Source organism: Endozoicomonas arenosclerae, assembly GCF_001562015.1.
Taxonomy (GTDB): Bacteria; Pseudomonadota; Gammaproteobacteria; order Pseudomonadales; family Endozoicomonadaceae; genus Endozoicomonas_A; species Endozoicomonas_A arenosclerae.
The window spans coordinates 1-20,754 of record NZ_LASA01000144.1 but is presented as its reverse complement, the minus strand read 5'-3'; the positions used below and the strand labels follow the sequence as shown (position 1 = coordinate 20,754).

Sequence of the window (20,754 nt, the reverse complement as noted above, 5' to 3'; positions counted from 1 at the left end):
CTATTTGTACTCAGGCCTTCTTAATTTTCAGAACTCAGTAAAATATAAACTGAGCGTCTACCGGTTTATAGTGCCTGAATAGCTTTGAGCTGTTCATCCAGACGTTCTCTGGCAGTCAGAGCTTCTTTCAGCTTGCCGCGTTCCTTCTCAACCACTTCAGGTTTGGCATTGCTGATGAACTTCTCATTGGCCAATTTGCCTTCAAAGCGCTGAACTTCTTTGTTCAGGCGTTCAACTTCCTTGCTCAAACGAGCTACTTCCTTGTCCTTGTCGATCAGTCCGGCCATAGGTACCAGAACTTCCATCTTGCCAACCAGCTGTGTGGTGGACATGGGGGCTTCCTCGTCAGAGGCCAGAATACGAATGTCGGTCAGTTTCGCCAGCGACTTCAGGAAGGCTGTGTTTTCATCAAGACGGCGCTGGTCGTCAGAAGAAAGGTTGCGTAGCAGAACATTCAGTTCACGGCTTGGGCCAATATTCAGTTCAGCACGAATATTACGGATGCCGGTGATGAAGCCTTTTAGCCACTCGATGTCCTGCTCAGCGGTTTCGTCCAGCTTGCTTTCGTCCAGAGTCGGATAGCTCTGCAGCATCAGGGTTTCGCCTTCAATACCCGCTTCGGCTTTGATGTTCTGCCAGATTTCTTCAGAGATAAAGGGCATGAAGGGGTGAATCAGTCGGCAGATGGTTTCCAGAACGCGAACCAGTGTCCGGCGAGTGCCGCGTTTGAGTTCGGCAGAAGCCTCTTCATCCCAAAGAACAGGCTTGGACAGTTCCAGATACCAGGCGCAGTATTCGTTCCAGATAAAGTCGTACAGGTTCTGGGAAGCATGGTCGAGACGGAAGTCGGTCATGTTTTTGGCAATTTGGGCTTCCAGACGCTGCAGGCGGGAAATAATCCAGTTATCTGCCAGGGTCAGCTCAACCTCACCACCGTTCTGGCCACAATCTTCGCCCTTGGTGTTCATCTGCACGTAGTTGGCAGCGTTCCACAGCTTGTTGCAGAAGTTGCGATAGCCTTCCAGTCGCTTCATATCCCAGTTGATGTCGCGACCGGTGGAGGCCAGTGAGTAAAGGGTGTAACGCAGGGCGTCGGTGCCGTGAGCAGAAATACCTTCCGGGAATGCCTTACGGGTATTTTTCTCGATTTTGGCAGCCAGCTGCGGCTGCATCATATTACCGGTGCGTTTTTGAACCAGTTCTTCCAGGCCGATGCCGTCAATCATATCCAGAGGGTCAAGGACGTTGCCCTTGGACTTGGACATCTTGTCGCCTTTCTCATCACGAATCAGACCGTGAACGTAAATATGCTTGAAAGGTACCTGTGGCTTGCCGTCTTCATCCTTGATGAAGTGCATGGTCATCATCATCATCCGGGCTACCCAGAAGAAAATGATGTCAAAGCCGGTCACCAGAACGTCAGTAGGATGATGGATGTTCAGGCGGTCAGTGTTTTCTGGCCAACCCAGGGTGCCGAAGGTCCAAAGTGCTGAAGAGAACCAGGTATCCAGAACATCTTCGTCCTGCTTGAGCTCAACGTCGTCGGCAATATTGTATTCCTGTCGTACTTCTTCCTCGTTGCGACCTACGAAAGTATTACCTTCGTTATCGTACCAGGCAGGAATTCGGTGGCCCCACCAGAGCTGGCGAGAGATACACCAGTCCTGGATATCACGCATCCAGGCGAAGAACATGTTTTCGTATTGCTTGGGAACGAATTGCATCCGACCATCTTCCACCGCTTCAACGGCAGGTTGGGCCAGAGGTGCAGCGCGGACAAACCACTGATCGGTCAGCATGGGTTCGATTACAACACCGGAACGGTCGCCATAAGGAACGGTCAGTTCGTGATCCTTGATCTCTTCAAGCAGGCCGGCTTCATCAAAATCAGCAACAATCTGCTTGCGAGCAGCAAAGCGCTCCAGACCTTGATATTTCTCTGGAATTTGAATCTCGGCCTGATTATTGGGCGTGCCATCAATATTAAAGGCTTCACCCTGATCACGGATGTCACCGTTGAGGGTCATGATATTGATCATGGGCAGGTTGCAGCGCTTGCCAACTTCATTATCGTTGAAGTCATGGGCAGGTGTGATTTTTACACAGCCTGTGCCTTTATCCATGTCGGCGTGTTCGTCTGCCACAATGGGAATACGACGATTGACCAGTGGTAGAACAATGTCTTTGCCGATCAGGGCCTTGTAACGCTCATCTTCAGGGTTTACTGCCACACCGGTGTCACCCAGCATGGTTTCCGGACGGGTAGTTGCAACGACAATGTAGTCTTTGCCTTCAGAGGTCTTTTCGCCATCGGCCAGAGGATAGCGCAGGTGCCACATGTGCCCCTTGGACTCCTTGTTTTCCACTTCCAGATCAGAGATAGCTGTGTGGAGTTTAGGGTCCCAGTTGACCAGGCGCTTGCCACGGTAAATCAGGTCGTCTTTATAAAGGCGAACGAAAACTTCCATGACCGCTTTATAGAAGCCAGGGTCCATGGTGAAACGTTCATTTTCCCAGTCAACAGAAGCACCCAGGCGTCGCAGCTGGCGAGTAATGTTGTCGCCGGACTCTTCTTTCCATTCCCAGACTTTGCTGATAAAGGGTTCACGTCCGTAGTCGTGACGAGTCTTGCCTTCTTCTGCCTGAACTTTGCGCTCTACCACCATTTGAGTGGCGATACCGGCGTGGTCAGTACCCACCTGCCAGAGGGTGTTGCTGCCTTTCATGCGCTGATAGCGGATCAGGGCGTCCATAATGGAGTCCTGGAAAGCATGACCCATGTGCAGACTGCCGGTGACATTGGGCGGTGGAATCATGATGGTGTAAGGAGAGCCTTCGCCGGAGGGGGCAAAGTAGCCTTTTTCTTCCCAGGTCTGATACCAGGTGCGCTCAATCGCGTGAGGGTTAAACGTTTTTTCCATAACTTCAGGATTCTGACAGGTTCTGATCTAAACCGCGTAGTATACACGGAACAGTCAGAGCAGTGTTAATAGGAGTAGCCATTCGGATTATGCAGATATCAGGAGCATAAGCGCGGTGCCCAATGACAGTGTTTACTCTGAGAACTTTTCTGGCATCTGGTCCATAAGATGATCCAGATAATTATTCAGCTCACGATTCAACTGAGCTTCCACCCTGACCAACTCTTCATCAATGATTTCCTGGATAAACAGTTTGGCCTGATTACGAAGTCGAGCTTTTAGTTCTGACTCAGTGGTCTCATGATTTTGAGCAGGGGTCAGAGTGGGTGGTTCTTGCAGGCTGTTCTGTTGATAGTCGCCTTTTACAGACAGAACGGCTACGGTTTGTCTGGTTTCTTCCTGATCAGCCACATCAGTCAGTACAGGGATGTGCTGATTCAGGTGATCGTTGCGATTTTTCTCTTCTTTAAGAAGGCTTCTCAGCCTCTCCAGTTCATCCAGCAGGCCTTCTGTTTTCTTCTCACTCATACTGTTTTCCTAGCTACAGGCGTTGTCGCCTGGCTAAAAGGTTTCTGCCATTTAAATACGATGAGTTTCCGGTTTGATACCGTCAGCCTTATAAGCCTTGAACTTCTCTCGAAGAATTTCGACCGGACCGGGGCTCTGGTCAACAATTTCGCAGGTTCGGATAAATTGTCGGTAAAAATCCGGAATACTGCTGGCAAGGTTGATCAGCAGTGTGTTGTCGTGAAGTGCCTCAGGAGGTTTGAAGCCCAATGTAATCGGTGCTCCGGATGATTTCTCGCTGAGGATCTCATGGGGGAGAAAGCTGTCTTCACGCCATTCCCAGAGCAGTCGGTCCAGAGTTTCACACTGGATGTCGTTTTCCGTATGAATATGAACAGGCATGCCATTACGCCACGCTTTGTCAGTTAATCGACAGGCGAACTGTTTAACGGCTTGTGCAGACTGCTGTTGCAGTAAATAGAAGGTTACTCGGGACATGAAGCTGAGTGTAATGGGAAATGGCTCTGGTGGAAAGGTTGTTGGCTGCGATTAGGTCCGTAATCTGGCTTCTGTATGCAGGAAAGCAGAACGGGCCTGGTCAGGCCCGCTCTATCAAAGGTTTAGAGCTGGTTCAAAAGGTATTGAATCAGCATAGGTACAGGGCGTCCGGTCGCGCCTTTGGCTTTACCGGAAGTCCATGCGGTTCCGGCGATGTCCAGGTGAGCCCATGGGTAGCTTTCTGTAAAGCGAGCCAGGAAGCAGGCGGCAGTGATGGTGCCCGCACCACGGCCACCAATGTTGGCCATATCGGCAAAGTTGGAATCCAGCTGTGCCTGGTATTCTTCACCCATTGGCAGTTGCCATGCCTGGTCGGAAGCGTCTTTGGAGGCTTTCAGCAGTTCTTCGGTCAGTTCATCATTGTTACTCAGAAGACCTGTGGTGTGATGGCCCAGAGCGATAATGCAGGCACCGGTCAGGGTGGCCACGTCAATCACTGCTTTTGGCTTGTAGCGCTCAGCGTAAGTCAGGGCGTCACACAGAACCAGTCGACCTTCAGCATCGGTATTCAGGATTTCAATGGTCTGGCCGGACATGGAAGTGACAATGTCACCCGGACGAGAAGCATTGCCACTGGGCATGTTTTCAGCCGCTGCAACCATACCTACCACGTTGATAGGCAGGTCCAGTGCCAGAATGGTCTGCATGGCGCCAAAGATGCTGGCGGCACCGCACATATCAAACTTCATTTCGTCCATGGCCGCGCCAGGCTTCAGGGAAATACCACCGGTGTCAAAGGTGATGCCTTTACCCAGCAGAACGATAGGCTTTTCACCACGCTTGCCGCCTTTATAGTCCATCAGAATCAGTTTGGATTCCTGATCAGAACCCTGGCCCACGGACAAAAGGGAGTGCATGCCCAGGTCGGACATCTGCTTTTCGCCGAGAATCTTGGCGGTCATCTTGGCGTGGGATTTGGCCAGAGTTTTGGCCTGATCTGCCAGGTAGCTTGGATGACAAACATTGCCTGGCAGGTTACCCAGGGTTCTGGCAAGGTTACGGCCTTCACCAATAGCCTGTCCTTCAGCAATTGCTTGCTTTAGGGACTCAGCCTGTTTGCGTTCCGCCAGGAAAGTGACTTTTTTCAGAGGCAGGGCGTCGGCATTTTTGCTCTTGAATTCATCAAACTGATAGAACGCGTAAACAATGGCTTCTACCAGATGACGCACTTTCCAGTTCAGGTCTTTACCGTCTACATCGATGTCGTCCAGTGCCACCAGTGCTTCTTTGGCGGAGGCGGACTTCAGTTCTGCCGCTACTGCTTTGGCCACTTTGATGAACTCAGCTTCTTTCAGAGCTGTCTTGCCTTCACCCGTTGCGCAGAGCAAAACCCGCTCAGGGGCAATTTCCGGAACATGCTGGAGCAACAGGGTCTGGCCTGCCTTATATTTGAGGTCGCCGCGCTTAAGAATACTTTCAATGGCACCTTTGCTGGCTTCGTTCACGGCTGCTGCTGCGGCGGTAAGCTGTTTTTTCTGCACGCCCAGTACCAGGCAGGCAGTTTTCTGCTTCTCTACCGCTCCGCTTTTTACGATAAATTGCATGGTTGCTCCCATAGGACACTTGTCCGGTTATAACTCTCGGGGATGACCCGATCTCCTGTTAATCTTTCTGACATAAACCTGTTGCATAAAACTATGGCTGTAGGTCAGCGGGCTTGGCCTTTACTTCCAGTGGCAAGCCTCTGACAAATACTCATGGCATGACCAGGGGGACGACAGCCTTGTGCTGATAAGCAACCTCCTGGACCGACAGACATCTGAGTAGCCCGAAATGCTTCCTCTCTACACGCCCGATTTATGCAAAAGGAATGTAAAGGGTGTGACTTCTCTCATCCGGGCTATAAACTCGAACAGGTTTGTTGGATAATTGTCAGATCGGGTATTTGAACAGAGCTTGCGCCAGAAGTGAATTCCCGCAAGGCTTTCAGAGACAGATTTTAGTCCGTTTATTGTATCAGTGTGTCGACAATTGTTTTTTCGGGCAGAAAAAACGCGATTTCCTGGTCGATATATTTTCTGAGACTGTTTTTTGCCTTCGTCTGTTTCGACAATCGTTATTGCGGATGTTCTGGAATTTATCCCAAAATTTTACGGATATTTTCAGATACTGGCAGAACAGATATTCCCGGTCGTGGACGTTTATGGTTTATGGAAGCTTTAAACCGTTACACTTATTAGTCAGCCTCCCGATGTGTTAGCTGACATCTTTAATGAACTATCGGAAACAGTGACACCTGATCATGCCTTCGATCCTTTTTCGATACCTTGCCAAAGAAATGCTCAAGGTCACATTTGCGGTTACCGGCGTAGTGCTGTTGATTATTATGAGTGGCCGCTTTGTGAACTATCTGGCCCAGGCTGCCAATGGCTCACTGAATGCTGATTTTCTGTTTGCCATCATGGGTTACCGGATGCCTGAGTTCCTGGTGATGATTATTCCACTGGGCTTGTTTCTCGGCATCATCATGGCGTATGGCCGGTTGTATGTAGAAAATGAAATGACCGTTATGGGAGCCTGTGGCGTGAGTCAGGGGCAATTGTTACGGATGACTATGATTCCAGCGCTCGTGGTTATGGTTGTCGTTGCTCTGTTGAGTACCATGGTGGCCCCCTGGGGCATCAAGAAAGTCGAAACTATCTTATCCCAACAGGATTCCATGACGGAGTTTGACACACTGGTACCGGGAAGATTTCAGAAGTTTGAAGGGGCAAACCGTGTGACCTACACGGAATCTCTGACGGATGACAACCAGCAGCTTGAGAACGTTTTTATTGCTCAGCAGTCCAGTGATCAGGGCAGTACAGAAATGTCACTGGTACTGGCAGAGCGTGGTCGTATATCGACAACAGAAGAGGAAGGGCAGCGCTATCTGATCCTGACAGACGGCTATCGTTATGACCTGGCACCCGGAGCCAAAAAACTTCGTATTACGGAATATGAGACCTATGGTATTCGTATGGAAGAGAGTACTGTTGCCGATGAAATCAGTAAGGAGCAGGCATTGCCTACGGCTTCACTGATCGGTTCAGACAACACTTCCTACATTGCTGAGTTACAGTGGCGTATATCCTTGCCTCTATTGATTCCTATCATTGTTTTGCTGGCTGTGCCGTTGTCCAAGGTTAACCCCCGTCAGGGGCGATTCGTTAAGTTGCTCCCGGGTGTATTGCTTTATCTTCTTTACCTGGCCTTGCTGATTTCCGCTCGTGGCATGGTGGATGATGGCCGTATTTCCCCTCAACTTGGTGTCTGGTGGGTGCATGGAGCCTACTTGCTGCTTGGGTTGATCTTCTATTTTCAGGAGCCTGTTCAGGTCATGATTGCCAAAAGGAAAGCTGCTCATGCGTAAGCTGGATCGTTACATCGCATGGAATGTTCTGGCTTCCATGGTGATGGTGTTGTTGATTCTGGTGGTACTGGAATCCATGTTTTCTTTTCTGGGTGAGCTGGATAATGTTCGCGGTAAATATCAGATGATGGATGTTGTCGTTTATATCCTGTTGCTGATTCCCAAGAAAATCTACGAGTTTATTCCGGTTTCCGCCCTGATCGGTTGTCTTGCCGGTCTGGGCAGTATGGCCTCAAACAGCGAGCTGGTAGTGATGAGAGCTGCCGGCATTTCACTGTGGCGAATGGTCTGGTCTGTGATGAAGCCTGCACTGGTTTTGATCTGTATTGGGATCGTTCTCGGTGAATATGTAGCCCCCACCACCGAGCAGATTGCAGAAACCCGGAAGAATATTGCCCGCTCATATAATGGTGAGTATTCCGGAGAGGGCGTCTGGCATCGTGAAGGCAATGAATTTATGTACTTCAATGCTGTAGAGCCAAACGGGGTTCTCTATGGTGTCAGTCGTTATGTCTTTGACGATGACATGAAGCTTCAGGAGAGCTCATTTGCCCGCAGGGCGATTTATCAGCAAAACCACTGGGTGTTGGAAGATGTTACCCGCAGTCGTGTAGAAGACGATAAAGTGGTATCTGAAAAAGTGAATACTGAGTCATGGAATACCAGCCTGACGACAACTTTGCTAAAGGTCGTCGTCGTTAAGCCAGATGGGTTGTCGATATCAGGTCTGAATACTTATACCAATTATCTGGAAGAGCAGGGGCTGGATACCGGTGAATATGCACTGGCTTTCTGGACCAAGGCGTTGCAACCCTTGTCGATATTCTCATTGGTGCTGGTGGGGATTTCCTTTGTATTCGGACCCTTGCGCTCAGTCAGTATGGGGTTGAGGATCTTTTCCGGTGTTATTACAGGCGTGGTCTTTATGATTGTGCAGAACCTGCTAGGGCCTTCCAGTCTGGTGTTTGGTTTCCCGCCGCTGCTTTCCGTTCTTCTGCCGGTTCTGATTTGTATCGCAATAGGGTCGCTACTGTTGTATCGGGCCGCCTGATGATGGCTCGGTCTTGTCTCTGCTATTAGCAGCTCATGCCTGAATAAATACGAGGTGGGGAGTAAGGAGATGAGCCAGTGTGAGCTGGCTCATGGCTGAGTTTTTTCAGTGGCGGTTCGAGCGGTTGCGGACATTGTGCTCTTTCTCTACAGGAATATAAGCCCTGGACAGCTCTTCGTGATTTTGGATGGGCTTCACTGTTGCCAGTATTTTTGTTACCAAGCGTGCCAGCTTATGAAACAACAGGATATTCATAGTCGTGTCCTGATCGTTGAGGTACCGGATTGAAGTTAATCGGTTCCTGTCTTCAAAAGACGCCAGTTATCGTGGCGAACTTCGATTATTCTAACTCAAGTAGGTAAAAATACTAATAAGTATTTCGGAAGCTATTTAGTTGTTCCGGAAGGAAAGGAAATATTAATTGGCGTGAATTTGAAGGCAGTCACCATAGTGTATTGAATTGACTGCCCTTGTGCTATCAGGCTTTACGCTTTGGGATGTGCAGGGTTCTTGAGCGAGAAAGAAGGTCCTGCCAGCTTCGTTGTTCTTTATCAAGCAGGCACCAGAACAGTCCCAGACCACATAATAAGAAGGCAGGAATGGCTGTCAGGGTGCGGACCAGGCACTGACCTATTGAGATATAGCCTCCCTCCTGATCCACTATTCTCAGATTCCAGGCCTGCATGCCCAGCGTTTGTCCTCTTCGGGACCAGAAAAAAGCAAAAAAACTGAAGATGCTCAGAAAAAGTGCTGCATAGAAGAAAGGCCCGCCTATGGACTGCCCGCTATCCGTCATAGCCTTTAGTTTTTCAGCGCCATTGACTTTCATCTGAATGCCAAGGTTGATAAACCCCACCAGAAACATGATGGCCAGAACAAGAAAACTGTCGTACATAATGGCGGCCAGTCGACGCCAGAGTGGTGCAGGTTTGGCCTGAGTGTCTTTTGGGGTAGCGGACATAAAAACTCCTGTAACAGGCGGCAGAGTTTACCAGTTTATCGATGTCTGCGCTGCTAACTATCCGCTTCATGACAGATTGTCTTCGAAATTAACGGTAATAGGGCTTGTGATCCATTATTTCTGTGAGACAATCATGGCTCACAATTTTTTGTATGGAAGCAGGGCTGTGGCAGGTCGACCGAGTTCAGTAAATCGTTTAAAGAAGTCAGCCATAAAGGTGTTAATCAAAAAGCCCGGATCCAGCCTGGCTGAATTGGCCTCTGCTGCAGGTATTGGTCGTGCTACATTGCACAGGCATTTTACCAGCCGTGATCAGCTGATCAGTACTTTGCTGTTGGAGTGTCTGCAAGCTGTTGAGCGAACCTATGCGGATATTGAAGCCCGATACAGCATGGATTATCGAGAGCAGTTGCTGCAAATGGTCGGTGGTTTTGTAGAGCTGGAAAGCGAGTATTGTTTTTTACTCAGGGATTGGGGGGTATCAGACTCGGAAAGTGTGCATGATACTCTCAGAAACCATCAGTCAGCATGGGATCTTTATCTTCAGTTTATGATGGATACCAATATTCTTCGTGCCGATCTGTCATTAGCCTGGCATCGTACCGGCATTGACGGTTTAATCAGTGGTGCCTGGATCAGTATCGAAGAGCAGGAAGTTGGAATGAAGCAGGCTGTGCGATTAACCCGTGAAGCCGTGGAAAAGGCATTCATGGTGCCTGTTCAGTAGATTGTCAGTTTCAGGCCCGGTCTCGAATCTGAAAGAAGAATCTGATTTGCTGAACTAGACTCTTAGCTTCTTTTGGAGGTGTATCAAATGAAGAAGAGTCTATTGTGTTTGTTGTTAGGCTTTGCGATACAAACTGCTCAGGCCTTGCCCACTGGAAGTGATGGCAAGGCAAAACCAATACAAGTGCCTTCCGATTGCAAAACCCACTTCAATTATACCGTTGAGTCGTCGTCCGGTGAGTGGCAAACCTATGTTCATTTTGCGGCTGAAGATGGCACATCGGTTCTTCCTGATAAGAACTGTGAAAAAGTAGCCTGGTTCGAAAAAGATGACGATGATCCAATGAAAGTCAGGCAGATCCAGCTTCCCCTTGTGGTGTCAGAAGGCAGTGGTCAGGTTTTGGGTTATCAGGTCGGTACAAAATCTGATTTTTATGGTGTGCTCTCAATTACCATGGTTCAAATGCCAACCGAAGGGTCAAAGCTTCGTGAACACTACAAGCTCTACGAGCTGCTGATAGACAAAGCATACTCATTAAACAAGAAGGCGGAGAGCACCCCACCTCCAGCCATGTGTTCTTTTGTCATTGCTGCAAGCGGGCCGGGTAAGCCAGTGGTCGCTCCCTTCAGTTTTCATGGGGCTCAATGCGATATAGATCCTGATACGCTCAGTATCAAAGCCAGCTTGAAAGGGATTGATGAAATGACCGGTATCCCGGGTCTTTAATTCTACCTTTCTTCACTATGGGCGGGGTTGATTCTGGAGGTCAGAATATGATCCTGCCACTTGCCGGCTATCTTGAGATAGGATCTGGCTCTTCCTTCTTCTTCGAATCCCAGCTTTCTGAGCAATGCCGCACTTCGATGGTTGTCAGGAATGTAGTTGGCCATGATGCGGTGTAATCCCACTTCATCAAACATATGGTTGATACCTGCTGAGACAACCTCTTTCATATAGCCTTTGCCCTGATAATTTTCAGCTACGGAATAGCCAAGGTGGCAAGCCTGAAAAACACCATGAACGACATTGTTAAAGTTACACAGGCCTATAATTTCTTCCTTGTTGGGTGAAAGCGCGGCAAAACAATATCCGGCTCCCTGCTCCAGATTCTTTAGCTGCATAATGATTTGTTGTTTGCAACTCGCCTGGGTATAGAAGTCGTTGCTGCGCGAAGGTTCCCAGGGCGAAAGATGCGCACGGTTAGTTAGTCGATACTCTAACAATAACTCTGACTGATCTGTGGTGAGAAAAGTCAGAAAGGTTCGTGCTGTTTTTATCTTGGTCATTGTGTGAGGCTGGTTGCAGGGGTTTTATACTTTGAGTTAATAATATCAGTCTGAGAGTCGTTCATATTGATCGTTGGCAATGAATGTTAAGGGATCAATCAAATAATGAACCTTGTTGATAGGGCAGGGCACCTTCCAGTTCCAGCAGTTTTTCCTTGGCTCTTTTACCTCCGGCATAACCTTGCAGCTCACCACTGCTGGCAATAACACGATGACAGGGAACCAGGATGGAAAGTCCGTTGGCTCCGTTAGCGTTTGCAACAGCTCTCAGTGCGTTTCTATCGCCCATTTTCTCCAAGGCCTGCATAGGTGGTCGTTTCACCATAGGGCAGACGGGTGAGCGCTTGCCAGACTTTCTTCTGAAAATCGGTGCCTACTAACAGCAAAGGTACTGAAAAGCTTTCCCTCTGCTTTTTAAAGTATTCATCCAGTTGTTGTCGTGTAAGTTTAATGACTTCGTCATCCTGCTCAACGTACTCGGCTTTGAGTCCATTCTTAACACGGGAGTCGACTCTCAATCGTTTCTTGCGATAGCGCCAGTCACATAGACAGAGCTGCTGCTCATAAGAACCCAGCATTAATTCGCCGACTGGAGATTGGTAGTATTGGATGTTTATTGTGTTCATGAAGGGGTTATACCATAAACCTTAGGAAGTCATGGTAAGGAATTTCTTTTGAGATAATTAATCGAATTGTCTATCAAAGAGAAGATGGGGTTTTAGAATGCTAAAATTTTCTAATGAAACAAAAAAGCCCTGTATCTTTATTCAAGATTATCAGGGCTTTTTCAAAATCTGGTACCGGTGGGCGGACTCGAACCGCCACGCCCGCAAAGGCGGGGGATTTTGAATCCCCTATGTCTACCAATTCCATCACACCGGCACTGTTTTTCAGGACTGGGCTGTCCCGAGAAGATGTGGCGTAGTATACATAAGCCCGAACTGTTTTCAACAACCCTTTTGCTCAGTACTTTTCTATCTACCTTTTCTGCTTGTCGATCTGACTCGGTTTGTTGGCTGTTGAGTGTGTTCTTTGCTGCCTGACAGAAGGAGTGATTTGGAGTATATTGGCGTGTTTTATTAAGACGCTATATAGGTTCACCAGAACTCACAAGGCGTCTATCTTTAAGCCGTTAAAGGCATTTTCATGAAAGGGGTGATACTTTCATGATGCTGGATGAAGAGGGCAGTCTTCTGGCTTCTTCTGGCTGTTATGTATTCAGGTACCAGACCACACCTATTATGCGCGTCAGTGATTTTGATTTTGAACTGCCCGATGAGCAGATTGCCCGCTTTCCTGCTGAGGAACGTACTGGCAGTCGCCTGTTGCGGCTGGATGGCCCGACAGAAACCATTACCCACGGGCAGTTTGCCGATGTAGAAAGCTTACTGGAACCCGGTGATCTGCTGGTTATGAATAACACCCGCGTGATTCCTGCCAGGCTTTTCGGTCGCAAGGAGACGGGCGGGAAGCTTGAGGTGCTGGTCGAGCGGGTTCTTGAAGAGCGTAAAGTGCTCGCCCATGTTCGATCCAGTAAAGCGCCCAAGCCCGGGAGTCGTATTTTTCTGGCAGATGACAAGATTTCTGCTGAAGTGTCAGGCCGTCAGGGGGCGTTGTTTCTTATAGATTTTGATGAGCCTGTCCTGCCTCAGCTGCAGGAGCATGGACATATGCCTCTGCCTCCCTATATAGATCGTGAAGATGGCAGTGCTGACCGGCTCCGTTATCAGACAGTTTTTGCTCAAAAGGACGGTGCGGTTGCAGCCCCAACGGCTGGTTTGCATTTTGATGAAGCCATGTTGGAGCGTCTTAAAGAGAAAGGGGTCGAGCAGGCTTTTGTAACTTTGCACGTAGGTTCCGGTACTTTTCAGCCGGTTCGGGTTGAAAATATCGCTGACCATGAGATGCACTCTGAATATATAGAAGTGCCTGAAGCAGTGTGTGAAGCGGTAAAAGCTGCCCGCGCTCGGGGTAATAAGGTTGTTGCAGTAGGGACAACCTCTGTCCGTTCTCTGGAGTCAGCTTCCCAAAGCGGTGAGATCAAGCCTTTCTTTGGTGATACTGATATCTTTATTTTTCCGGGCTATGAGTTCCGCTCGGTCGATGCCATGATCACCAATTTCCACCTTCCCCAGTCCACCCTGCTGATGCTGGTCAGTGCCTTTTCAGGCAAAGAAGCCATACTTCGGGCGTATAACGAGGCTGTGAAGGAAGGCTATCGATTCTTCAGTTATGGCGATGCCATGTGGTTGACCCGGAAGTCCTGAATTCAGATTTGAATAAAATCCGGCGTCAGACTTGAAAAAGTGCCGTCGGGTTCCCACTTTATTCTTTTGTAACGTTAATGATGTCAGACAGGCTTGGATGCGACTTCTCATTTGGGGTTTGCTTCGGGAGTTGTCTGAATTGAGAGGCTCATGAGTAGAGAAGAGTGTTTCATGCAGTTCGAAGAGCTGGCCACAGATGGTGAAGCTCGACGTGGACGACTGACTTTTCCCAGGGGAACGGTTGAAACGCCTTGTTTCATGCCAGTCGGTACTTATGGCACCGTCAAGGGCATGATGCCCAAGGACATTGAAGAGACGGGGGCGGAAATTATTCTGGGGAATACTTTTCACCTGATGCTTCGCCCTGGTACCGAGATTATCCGTGAGCATGGTGACCTGCATGATTTTAATCAGTGGCAGGGGCCGATCCTGACAGACTCTGGTGGCTTTCAGGTTTTCAGTCTGGGCAAGCTTCGCAAGATTACCGAGGAAGGCGTTTCCTTTAAATCACCTGTGGATGGCTCTCCGGTCTTTCTGAGTCCAGAAGTGTCCATGGAAGTCCAGCGTGAGCTGGGCTCTGATATCGTCATGATCTTTGATGAGTGTACTGACGGTGAGGCGACTGAGAAAGAAGCGGAAGATTCCATGGAGCTCTCTCTGCGTTGGGCCAAGCGTTCCAAAGATGCTCATGGCACCAGTCCATCGGCCCTGTTTGGCATTATTCAGGGTGGGATGTTTGAACATCTGCGAGATCGTTCTCTGGAAGGTCTTTCGGAAATTGGTTTTGACGGCTATGCCATTGGCGGTCTTTCTGTGGGTGAAACCAAGGAAGACATGATGCGTATTCTGTCACATATCACTCATAAAATTCCTGAAGGTTACCCTCGTTATCTGATGGGTGTAGGCAAGCCGGAAGATATTGTTGAGGCGGTGCGCCGCGGCGTTGATATGTTCGACTGCGTAATGCCGACCCGAAATGCCCGTAATGGTCATCTGTTTGTGGACGAAGGTGTCATTAAGATCCGGAATGCGGTCCACAAGCGGGACACTAGTCCATTAGAAGAGCACTGTGACTGCTATACTTGCCAGAATTTTAGTCGCTCCTATCTGCACCATCTGGATAAGTGTGGCGAGATTCTGGGTTGCATGCTCAACACCATTCACAATCTTCGCTACTACCAGAGAGTCATGGCGGGTTTGCGAGACGCCATTGAACAAGGTAAATTGGGCGACTTTGTCGAAGAATTCTACCGGAAGCGTGGTTTGCCAGTACCTGCCCTGGAAGGGTAAGTCCGGTTACGTTTTTGTAGTGATGGAATTTAACTGTTTATTGTCTTTAGGAGTATCTTGAATGATCCCATTCATCAGTCCGGCATTTGCTGAAGCGGCTGGCGCAGCCCCTGCGGGTCCAAGCATGTACGGTCAGCTGATCATGCTGGGTGGCTTTGTACTGATTTTCTGGCTGCTGATCTGGCGTCCACAGTCCAAGCGTGCCAAAGAGCATAAAAATCTGCTGGGTAACCTGACCAAGGGTGATGAAGTAGTAACCACTGGTGGTATTGTCGGCAAGGTTGTGAACACTACTGATGAGTTCATCACCCTGCAGGTGGCTGAGAATATTGAGCTGAACTTCCAGAAAGCTTCTGTTGCAGCTTCTCTGCCCAAGGGCACTATTAAAGCCATAAAATAATTCAGCCAGGAGCGAAGAAGGTCCTTTTCTTCACTTTTGGGTAATGAATGCATTTTCATGATAAAAAACGCGACCGGAAATCGAAGACGATTTCCGGTTATCTCTGGAGAAACGGATTTTGCCTGGGTATCAGGGTAGCCATTCGTTCCCTGGGCAGACTCCAGAACCAGGCATTTCATATTTAGAACAGGAACCGGTGAGCCATGCTCAATCGTTATCCCCTGTGGAAGTACCTGCTGATCGCGGCGATTGTTGCGCTCGGCTTTGTGTACGCTCTACCTAACTTGTACCCCGATGATCCTGCAGTACAGATATCGGGCGCCAGTTCATCAGAAAAAATAGACGCTGGTGTGCAGGAAAAGGCACAGAAAGCACTGGCAGCAGCCAATATAGAGGCTAAAGCCAGCGAGGCCGAAAATGATGCCCTGTTGATTCGTCTGAGACATGCAGATGAACAACAGTTGGCAAAGTCGGTTATCAAGGATGCTCTGGGCGATGATTACATTGTGGCGCTCAATCTGGCTCCCACCACGCCTGAATGGTTAACGTCCATCGGCGCTTACCCAATGAAGTTGGGTCTGGACCTTTCCGGTGGTGTGCATTTTCAGCTTGAAGTAGATACGGGTCGTGCCGTTAAGACCAAGCTGGATATCTCCAATACCGAAATCAGAACATTGCTGCGTAAAGAGCGTTTGCGTTATCGCACTATGCCTGATCGTGCGGACGGTGCTCGTCAACTGGCGTTCCTGGATGAGTCTACCCGTGATAAAGCGGAAAGAAGAATCAAGAAAGAGTTTCCGGATCTGTTGGTTGAAACCGAAGATCTTGGTGAGCGCTATGTTGTCTCCTATCGTTACTCGGAGCAGTACATTCGTGAGCTGGAAGATTATGCCGTTAAGCAGAACCTGACCACAGTACGTAATCGTGTCAACGAACTGGGTGTTTCTGAGCCTCTGGTTCAGCGTCAGGGCCGTAATAATATTGTTGTTGAACTTCCAGGTGTTCAGGATACCGCAGAAGCCAAACGTATTCTGGGTAAAACCGCTAACCTGGAATTCCGTCTTGAAGCCCTGCCTAACGCATCTCGCAGCACTACCGAATCTTTTGATTACCGTGGTCGTTCAGTTAACCTGGAACGAGACATTATTATTACCGGTGAGCGAGTTTCCAGTGCGCAGTCCAACTTTGATACTGAAAGTGGTCAGCCTCAGGTAAACATCAACCTGGATAGCACCGGTGGTAAGAAGATGAACAACGCCACCCGAAATAATATCGGGCGAAGCATGGCGGTTATCTTCATTGAGCAGAAGCCGGTAACCCGTACTGAAACCCGTGAAGTGGACGGTGAGAAAGTTAAGGTTAAAGTACCTGGCTTCCGTGAAGAAAGGCGAGTCATCAGCTTGGCGACCGTTCAGTCCGCTCTGGGTAACCAGTTCCGAATTACCGGACTGGACTCTTCCGGTGAAGCTTCTGAGTTGGCATTGTTGCTGCGAGCAGGCTCTCTTGCTGCGCCAATGTACTTTGTGGAAGAGCGTACAGTTGGTCCTAGCCTGGGTGCTGAAAACATCAAGATGGGGGTAGACTCCACCCTGATGGGTCTGGGTATGGTTGTTATGTTTATGGTGGTGGTCTACCGGGTATTTGGTTTGCTGGCCAATATTGCTCTGGCAATCAACCTGATGCTGCTGACTGCGGCCATGAGTATTTTTGGTGCCACGCTGACTATGCCGGGTATTGCCGGTATTGTTCTGACTCTGGGTATGGCGGTGGATGCCAACGTACTGGTGTTCTCGCGAATACGAGAAGAGATCAAGCTGGGCCGTCCGGTGCAACGCGCTATTCATGATGGTTATGACCGTGCTTTCGTTTCCATTTTTGACGGTAATATCACCACGCTGCTGGTAGGTTTGATCCTGTTTGCCGTGGGAACCGGCCCGATTAAGGGCTTCGCTGTGACTCTGTCTATCGGTATCGTCACATCCATGTTCACCGCGATTATGGTGACCCGCTCACTGGTGAATCTGGTGTACGGCGGTCGTCGTGATCTGAAGAAACTGAGCATCTGAGGTGGTCACAATGGCAGATCAAAAAGTCATTAATTTTATGAAGTTGCGTACATACGCAACGATTTTATCCATTGTGATGATTGTCGGCTCTATCGGTTCCCTGGCTACCAAGGGAATCAACTGGGGGCTGGATTTTACCGGTGGTACTCTGATCGAGCTGGTTTATGACCAGCCTGCGAATACTGAGAATATTCGTAATCAGCTGGGTGAAGCGGGTCACAGTGATGCTGTGGTGCAGGAGTTCGGCTCTGTGCGCGATATCCTGGTGCGTATCCCTGGTGATGATCCGGCTCTGGGCCACAATATAGCCAAGCTGCTGGATCAGAAGCATGACGGTAGTGTGGTCGTTAAGAGGGTTGAGTTTGTTGGTCCTCAGGTGGGTGAACGACTGCGTGAGCAGGGTGGTCTGGGTATGCTGATGGCACTGGGCCTGGTTATGCTCTATATCGCTTTCCGTTTCCAGTTCAAGTTCTCTGTAGGTGCGGTGCTGGCTCTGACTCATGACTCTCTTATTGTGTTGGGTCTGTTCTCGTTCTTGCAGTTGCAGTTTGACTTGACAGTGCTTGCGGCCATTCTTGCAGTTATCGGTTACTCGCTGAACGATACCATTATTGTGTACGACAGGATTCGTGAAAACTTCAGGAAGCTGAGAAAGGGGGATGCCGATGAGATTATCAATGTTTCCCTGACTCAGACTCTGGGTCGGACGTTGGCAACCTCTGGTACCACTTTGATGGTGCTGTTGTCGCTGTTCCTGTTTGGTGGTGAGATGATCAACGGTTTCGCCACAGCCCTGATTGTAGGTATTGGTGTGGGTACTTATTCCTCTATCTACATAGCGTCCAATCTGCTGATTTACATGAAGATCAGCCGTGAAGACCTGATTGTTCCTGTTAAGGAGGATGACGCTGATCAGACTCCCTGATAGTGCTCATCGGCAAGCTTCTTTTTGAGGTGCTTGTCAGTCAGATGAAAACCGGCCCTTAAAAAGGCCGGTTTTTTTGTTTAAAGGCCTTGTTTTTATCTCGGGCTGAATCTCTTCTCAATCAAACTTACTTCGTCTCATTTTTATTCGTACTAATCTTTTCCTTTTCAGCTATTCATATGGTCGGCTGTGTTCCTGTCTAGTCGAAGATGGATTTTTTTGCTTGCTGTGTTGTGGGTTCTTGTTGGGGCGCGCTCTTTGGCTGCTCAGACTGAGTTGATGTATGAAGGTTTTTTCAGATTAAGTATTGCAGCTAGGAATCACCTGGAAATACGCCAGGGTGCTGAATGTGCAGTGCTCTTAAAGCCGGGTCTGACTGATCTTTCATCAGCATTAAATGAGCTTGGACCTTGCAACATAATTTTGCTTCCTGGCATTTATGGGTCCAGTAAAGAGCTAAATCTGAATAGACAGTCATTAACTGTCTTCGACAGTTTGATGGCTTTACCGAATTCATTCGCTGAATACTATGAGGCTCTCAGGAGTGCTGTCTTTTATGAGGGGATAGACTTTTTGGTGGGAGCAGCTGGATACCTTATTGTTGTTGCTCGTGCTTTAACAGGTTGGCACGAAGGGATAAAAAATAAAGCAATTATTCGTTTTCCAGAGAGATCCAGTTTAGGGAATGAGTTTTTGGTGTCTGTGGGGGAGGGTAGCGAGTTGCATGACGTTGTTTTCTCGATTCCTGCCGATTTAATTGATCTTGGTAGTGGCGTCGTGTCCCGGGATAGGAATAAAAATATCACCCGATTGGGGGTGGTTTTTGAAAAAGAGGTGCCTCATGGAAAAGATCCCTCTGGTAAAGCGGAAGACAAAAAGAGCAAAGAGGCTGGTCGTCAGAAAAAAGGAGAGCAAGCGAGAAGGTTGACGCGTAGAGAAGCTGCAGAAAGGGCAGAGCAGGGAGTAATGTGGGTGGCCGACGGCGATGGCAGGAAGCCTGACAGGTCGCTCAGTATCAGTGAACAATTACCTGCAGATCTGGTTGAGAGAGAGTGGATTCTTAAGATCTTGCTTGAGTTAAGAAACTATCTATTCGTAGGTAATAAGAAATCTTTGGCCGATTTTCGACTACGTATCTTTAAGGTTGTGAAGTATTTACAGTCTTCAGCTTCAGAGAATGTAGGGGCTTTTCTGCATAGGCGGATTATTCAGGAATTGGCTCAAATGCTTGGCTTTATCGCAACGGAGGCGGATATGAGTCTTCCCGTTGAAGACTTTATTGATTCTCACATTGGAGCGCTTCAGGCATTCATCAATAAAACAGATGAAGAAATGTATGATGCGATTGGACAATTCTTGGCGGCTATCGTTGTGAATTACGGACCCGGGAGAAGGTATTATCGCTCATTACTGGATCCGACTCGTTTAAGGGCGAATATTCCGGTATCAGATATTGAAAAACTTCAGAAAATAGAAGAGTTTCTGGAAGATAATCATAAAGATCAGGAGTTGGTGAGGAGGGCGGAAGGCTCTGCAGCAGGTGAAGCTGGTAGTGGTTTGGTAAGAGAAAGGCAGCTCTCAAGAAGAGAGCGTGCGTCTCTGGTGTTACAGCTCATGAGACGATACATCTCAATCAATCGGCGCCATGAAGTAGTTCTTGGTCAGGAGGCAGAGGGGCTGATTGATTTGATTTCCGGGAGCATGATGCCAGAAACGCTGGATGCATTGTTTGAGGCTCTATCGATTCCGCTGTCAGGCTCCAATGCTCCAGACTGGTTGCAGAGTCGGGAGGATTGGAAAAAAAGACACGGTTATTATGCTTACCTGCGGTCCATGTTGATTTATTCTCTGACTCATGGCGGTAATCTTCATACTTTTGTGAGAAAGCTCAAGCGTGTTTTGGGTGATGAGGTCTGGGCGTGGTTGTTAAAGGAGCTTGAGGAGCAGAGGGGAAAACTGGCTGAGCGAAGGCCTGGAGATAAAGAAATACCTTCTGAGAGTGATGGGCCCATCATTATGCCTACACTGGAATGTTTTGATGGAACGCTGTCATCTGTCGAGGCTGGGAGTGCCGTTGAAGAAGTGAATTTTGCTGAGTATTCCTGGTTTTCAGCTATGCAGCAGGGTGGTGAGTCAATATCTCAGCTTCAGCTGTTGATGGAGTTTCTGCAAGCATACTCCCCTTCTTTAGGCTCTGTGGATGGAAAGTCTCTTCCAATATGAAATGAGCCTGAAGAAGGGGCTGGTTTCTAACATGAAATGAGCCGACTTCAGCACTGTCGTTCATGATGAGGATATGAAAATCATCATGAACACCCATTTCATCAAAACCCTGGAGGATGTAAGAAGCCTCCTTTCACAAGCAGACTGTCTGGAGCCCGGCTGGGACTCCAAGGACGAATGTTACCGTTGGATTGAGCTAACCCTCAGCCACTTCAAATAC

The 20,754-nt window shown here is 48.6% G+C and carries 19 protein-coding genes and 1 tRNA gene; 10 read left to right on the top strand and 10 right to left on the bottom strand.

What is annotated here, in order from left to right:
- Window positions 1–65: 65 nt before the first annotated feature.
- The 4 genes from WG89_RS21910 to WG89_RS21895 all read right to left on the bottom strand — a co-directional run bounded on the left by WG89_RS21910 (window position 66) and on the right by WG89_RS21895 (window position 5,530).
- Entirely contained in the window at window positions 66–2,921 is a 2,856-nt protein-coding gene (locus WG89_RS21910; protein ID WP_062269820.1) for a valine--tRNA ligase, read from the bottom strand.
- A 132-nt stretch (window positions 2,922–3,053) separates the two neighbouring features.
- Window positions 3,054–3,449: a hypothetical protein gene (locus WG89_RS21905; RefSeq protein WP_062269817.1), complete on the bottom strand. Its 396-nt coding sequence runs from the start codon at window positions 3,447–3,449 to the stop codon at window positions 3,054–3,056.
- A 51-nt stretch (window positions 3,450–3,500) separates the two neighbouring features.
- Window positions 3,501–3,926, bottom strand: coding sequence for a DNA polymerase III subunit chi (locus WG89_RS21900; RefSeq protein WP_062269816.1), 426 nt, complete (start codon window positions 3,924–3,926; stop codon window positions 3,501–3,503).
- 122 nt (window positions 3,927–4,048) lie between these two features.
- Complete coding sequence (locus WG89_RS21895) at window positions 4,049–5,530, bottom strand: leucyl aminopeptidase (protein ID WP_062269814.1); 1,482 nt, start codon at window positions 5,528–5,530, stop codon at window positions 4,049–4,051.
- Window positions 5,531–6,228: 698 nt separating this feature from the next.
- On the opposite strand from WG89_RS21895, the gene lptF reads away from it, so the two are divergent.
- Both lptF and lptG read left to right on the top strand, forming a co-directional pair.
- Window positions 6,229–7,338, top strand: a complete 1,110-nt coding sequence (lptF, locus tag WG89_RS21890) for an LPS export ABC transporter permease LptF (protein ID WP_062269811.1) — start codon at window positions 6,229–6,231, stop codon at window positions 7,336–7,338.
- Window positions 7,331–8,389: an LPS export ABC transporter permease LptG gene (lptG, locus tag WG89_RS21885; protein ID WP_062269809.1), complete on the top strand. Its 1,059-nt coding sequence runs from the start codon at window positions 7,331–7,333 to the stop codon at window positions 8,387–8,389. The genes lptF and lptG overlap by 8 nt, the downstream gene beginning before the upstream one ends.
- A gap of 105 nt (window positions 8,390–8,494) precedes the next feature.
- Here lptG and WG89_RS30570 read toward each other — a convergent pair whose 3' ends face one another.
- The gene (locus WG89_RS30570) at window positions 8,495–8,644 is read right to left on the bottom strand and encodes a hypothetical protein (RefSeq protein ID WP_153301750.1); all 150 of its coding nucleotides are present in this window, start codon (window positions 8,642–8,644) and stop codon (window positions 8,495–8,497) included.
- Between the two features lie 223 nt (window positions 8,645–8,867).
- Window positions 8,868–9,350: an RDD family protein gene (locus WG89_RS21880; RefSeq protein ID WP_062269807.1), complete on the bottom strand. Its 483-nt coding sequence runs from the start codon at window positions 9,348–9,350 to the stop codon at window positions 8,868–8,870.
- Window positions 9,351–9,516: 166 nt separating this feature from the next.
- Here WG89_RS21880 and WG89_RS21875 point away from each other — a divergent pair, with 166 nt between their 5' ends.
- Both WG89_RS21875 and WG89_RS21870 read left to right on the top strand, forming a co-directional pair.
- Window positions 9,517–10,077 carry a TetR/AcrR family transcriptional regulator gene (locus WG89_RS21875; protein ID WP_172806886.1) on the top strand — a complete coding sequence of 187 codons (561 nt, stop codon included), beginning with the start codon at window positions 9,517–9,519 and terminating at the stop codon, window positions 10,075–10,077.
- Window positions 10,078–10,164: 87 nt separating this feature from the next.
- Complete coding sequence (locus WG89_RS21870) at window positions 10,165–10,803, top strand: hypothetical protein (protein WP_153301749.1); 639 nt, start codon at window positions 10,165–10,167, stop codon at window positions 10,801–10,803.
- 2 nt (window positions 10,804–10,805) lie between these two features.
- Here WG89_RS21870 and WG89_RS21865 read toward each other — a convergent pair whose 3' ends face one another.
- From WG89_RS21865 to WG89_RS21855, 4 genes are all read right to left on the bottom strand, one after another.
- On the bottom strand, window positions 10,806–11,363 hold the full coding sequence (locus WG89_RS21865; RefSeq protein WP_062269801.1) for a GNAT family N-acetyltransferase: 558 nt from the start codon (window positions 11,361–11,363) through the stop codon (window positions 10,806–10,808).
- Between the two features lie 94 nt (window positions 11,364–11,457).
- Window positions 11,458–11,652 carry a methylated-DNA--[protein]-cysteine S-methyltransferase gene (locus WG89_RS32745; protein ID WP_281177720.1) on the bottom strand — a complete coding sequence of 65 codons (195 nt, stop codon included), beginning with the start codon at window positions 11,650–11,652 and terminating at the stop codon, window positions 11,458–11,460.
- Window positions 11,642–11,989 carry a methylated-DNA--[protein]-cysteine S-methyltransferase gene (locus tag WG89_RS32740; protein ID WP_281177719.1) on the bottom strand — a complete coding sequence of 116 codons (348 nt, stop codon included), beginning with the start codon at window positions 11,987–11,989 and terminating at the stop codon, window positions 11,642–11,644. The genes WG89_RS32745 and WG89_RS32740 overlap by 11 nt, the downstream gene beginning before the upstream one ends.
- A 169-nt stretch (window positions 11,990–12,158) precedes the next feature.
- Window positions 12,159–12,245: transfer RNA gene (locus tag WG89_RS21855), tRNA-Leu, on the bottom strand.
- A 359-nt stretch (window positions 12,246–12,604) separates the two neighbouring features.
- Here WG89_RS21855 and queA point away from each other — a divergent pair.
- From queA to WG89_RS21825, 6 genes are all read left to right on the top strand, one after another.
- Window positions 12,605–13,630 carry a tRNA preQ1(34) S-adenosylmethionine ribosyltransferase-isomerase QueA gene (queA, locus tag WG89_RS21850; protein WP_062269838.1) on the top strand — a complete coding sequence of 342 codons (1,026 nt, stop codon included), beginning with the start codon at window positions 12,605–12,607 and terminating at the stop codon, window positions 13,628–13,630.
- Between the two features lie 171 nt (window positions 13,631–13,801).
- Window positions 13,802–14,920 carry a tRNA guanosine(34) transglycosylase Tgt gene (gene tgt, locus WG89_RS21845; RefSeq protein ID WP_062269799.1) on the top strand — a complete coding sequence of 373 codons (1,119 nt, stop codon included), beginning with the start codon at window positions 13,802–13,804 and terminating at the stop codon, window positions 14,918–14,920.
- Between the two features lie 61 nt (window positions 14,921–14,981).
- Window positions 14,982–15,320: a preprotein translocase subunit YajC gene (gene yajC / locus WG89_RS21840; protein WP_062269797.1), complete on the top strand. Its 339-nt coding sequence runs from the start codon at window positions 14,982–14,984 to the stop codon at window positions 15,318–15,320.
- A 203-nt stretch (window positions 15,321–15,523) separates the two neighbouring features.
- Window positions 15,524–17,386 carry a protein translocase subunit SecD gene (gene secD, locus WG89_RS21835; protein WP_062269795.1) on the top strand — a complete coding sequence of 621 codons (1,863 nt, stop codon included), beginning with the start codon at window positions 15,524–15,526 and terminating at the stop codon, window positions 17,384–17,386.
- A gap of 10 nt (window positions 17,387–17,396) precedes the next feature.
- A complete protein-coding gene (gene secF / locus WG89_RS21830; RefSeq protein WP_062269793.1) occupies window positions 17,397–18,311 on the top strand; it encodes a protein translocase subunit SecF in 915 nt (304 codons plus the stop codon).
- A 696-nt stretch (window positions 18,312–19,007) separates the two neighbouring features.
- Complete coding sequence (locus tag WG89_RS21825) at window positions 19,008–20,534, top strand: hypothetical protein (protein ID WP_153301748.1); 1,527 nt, start codon at window positions 19,008–19,010, stop codon at window positions 20,532–20,534.
- Window positions 20,535–20,754 lie beyond the last annotated feature (220 nt).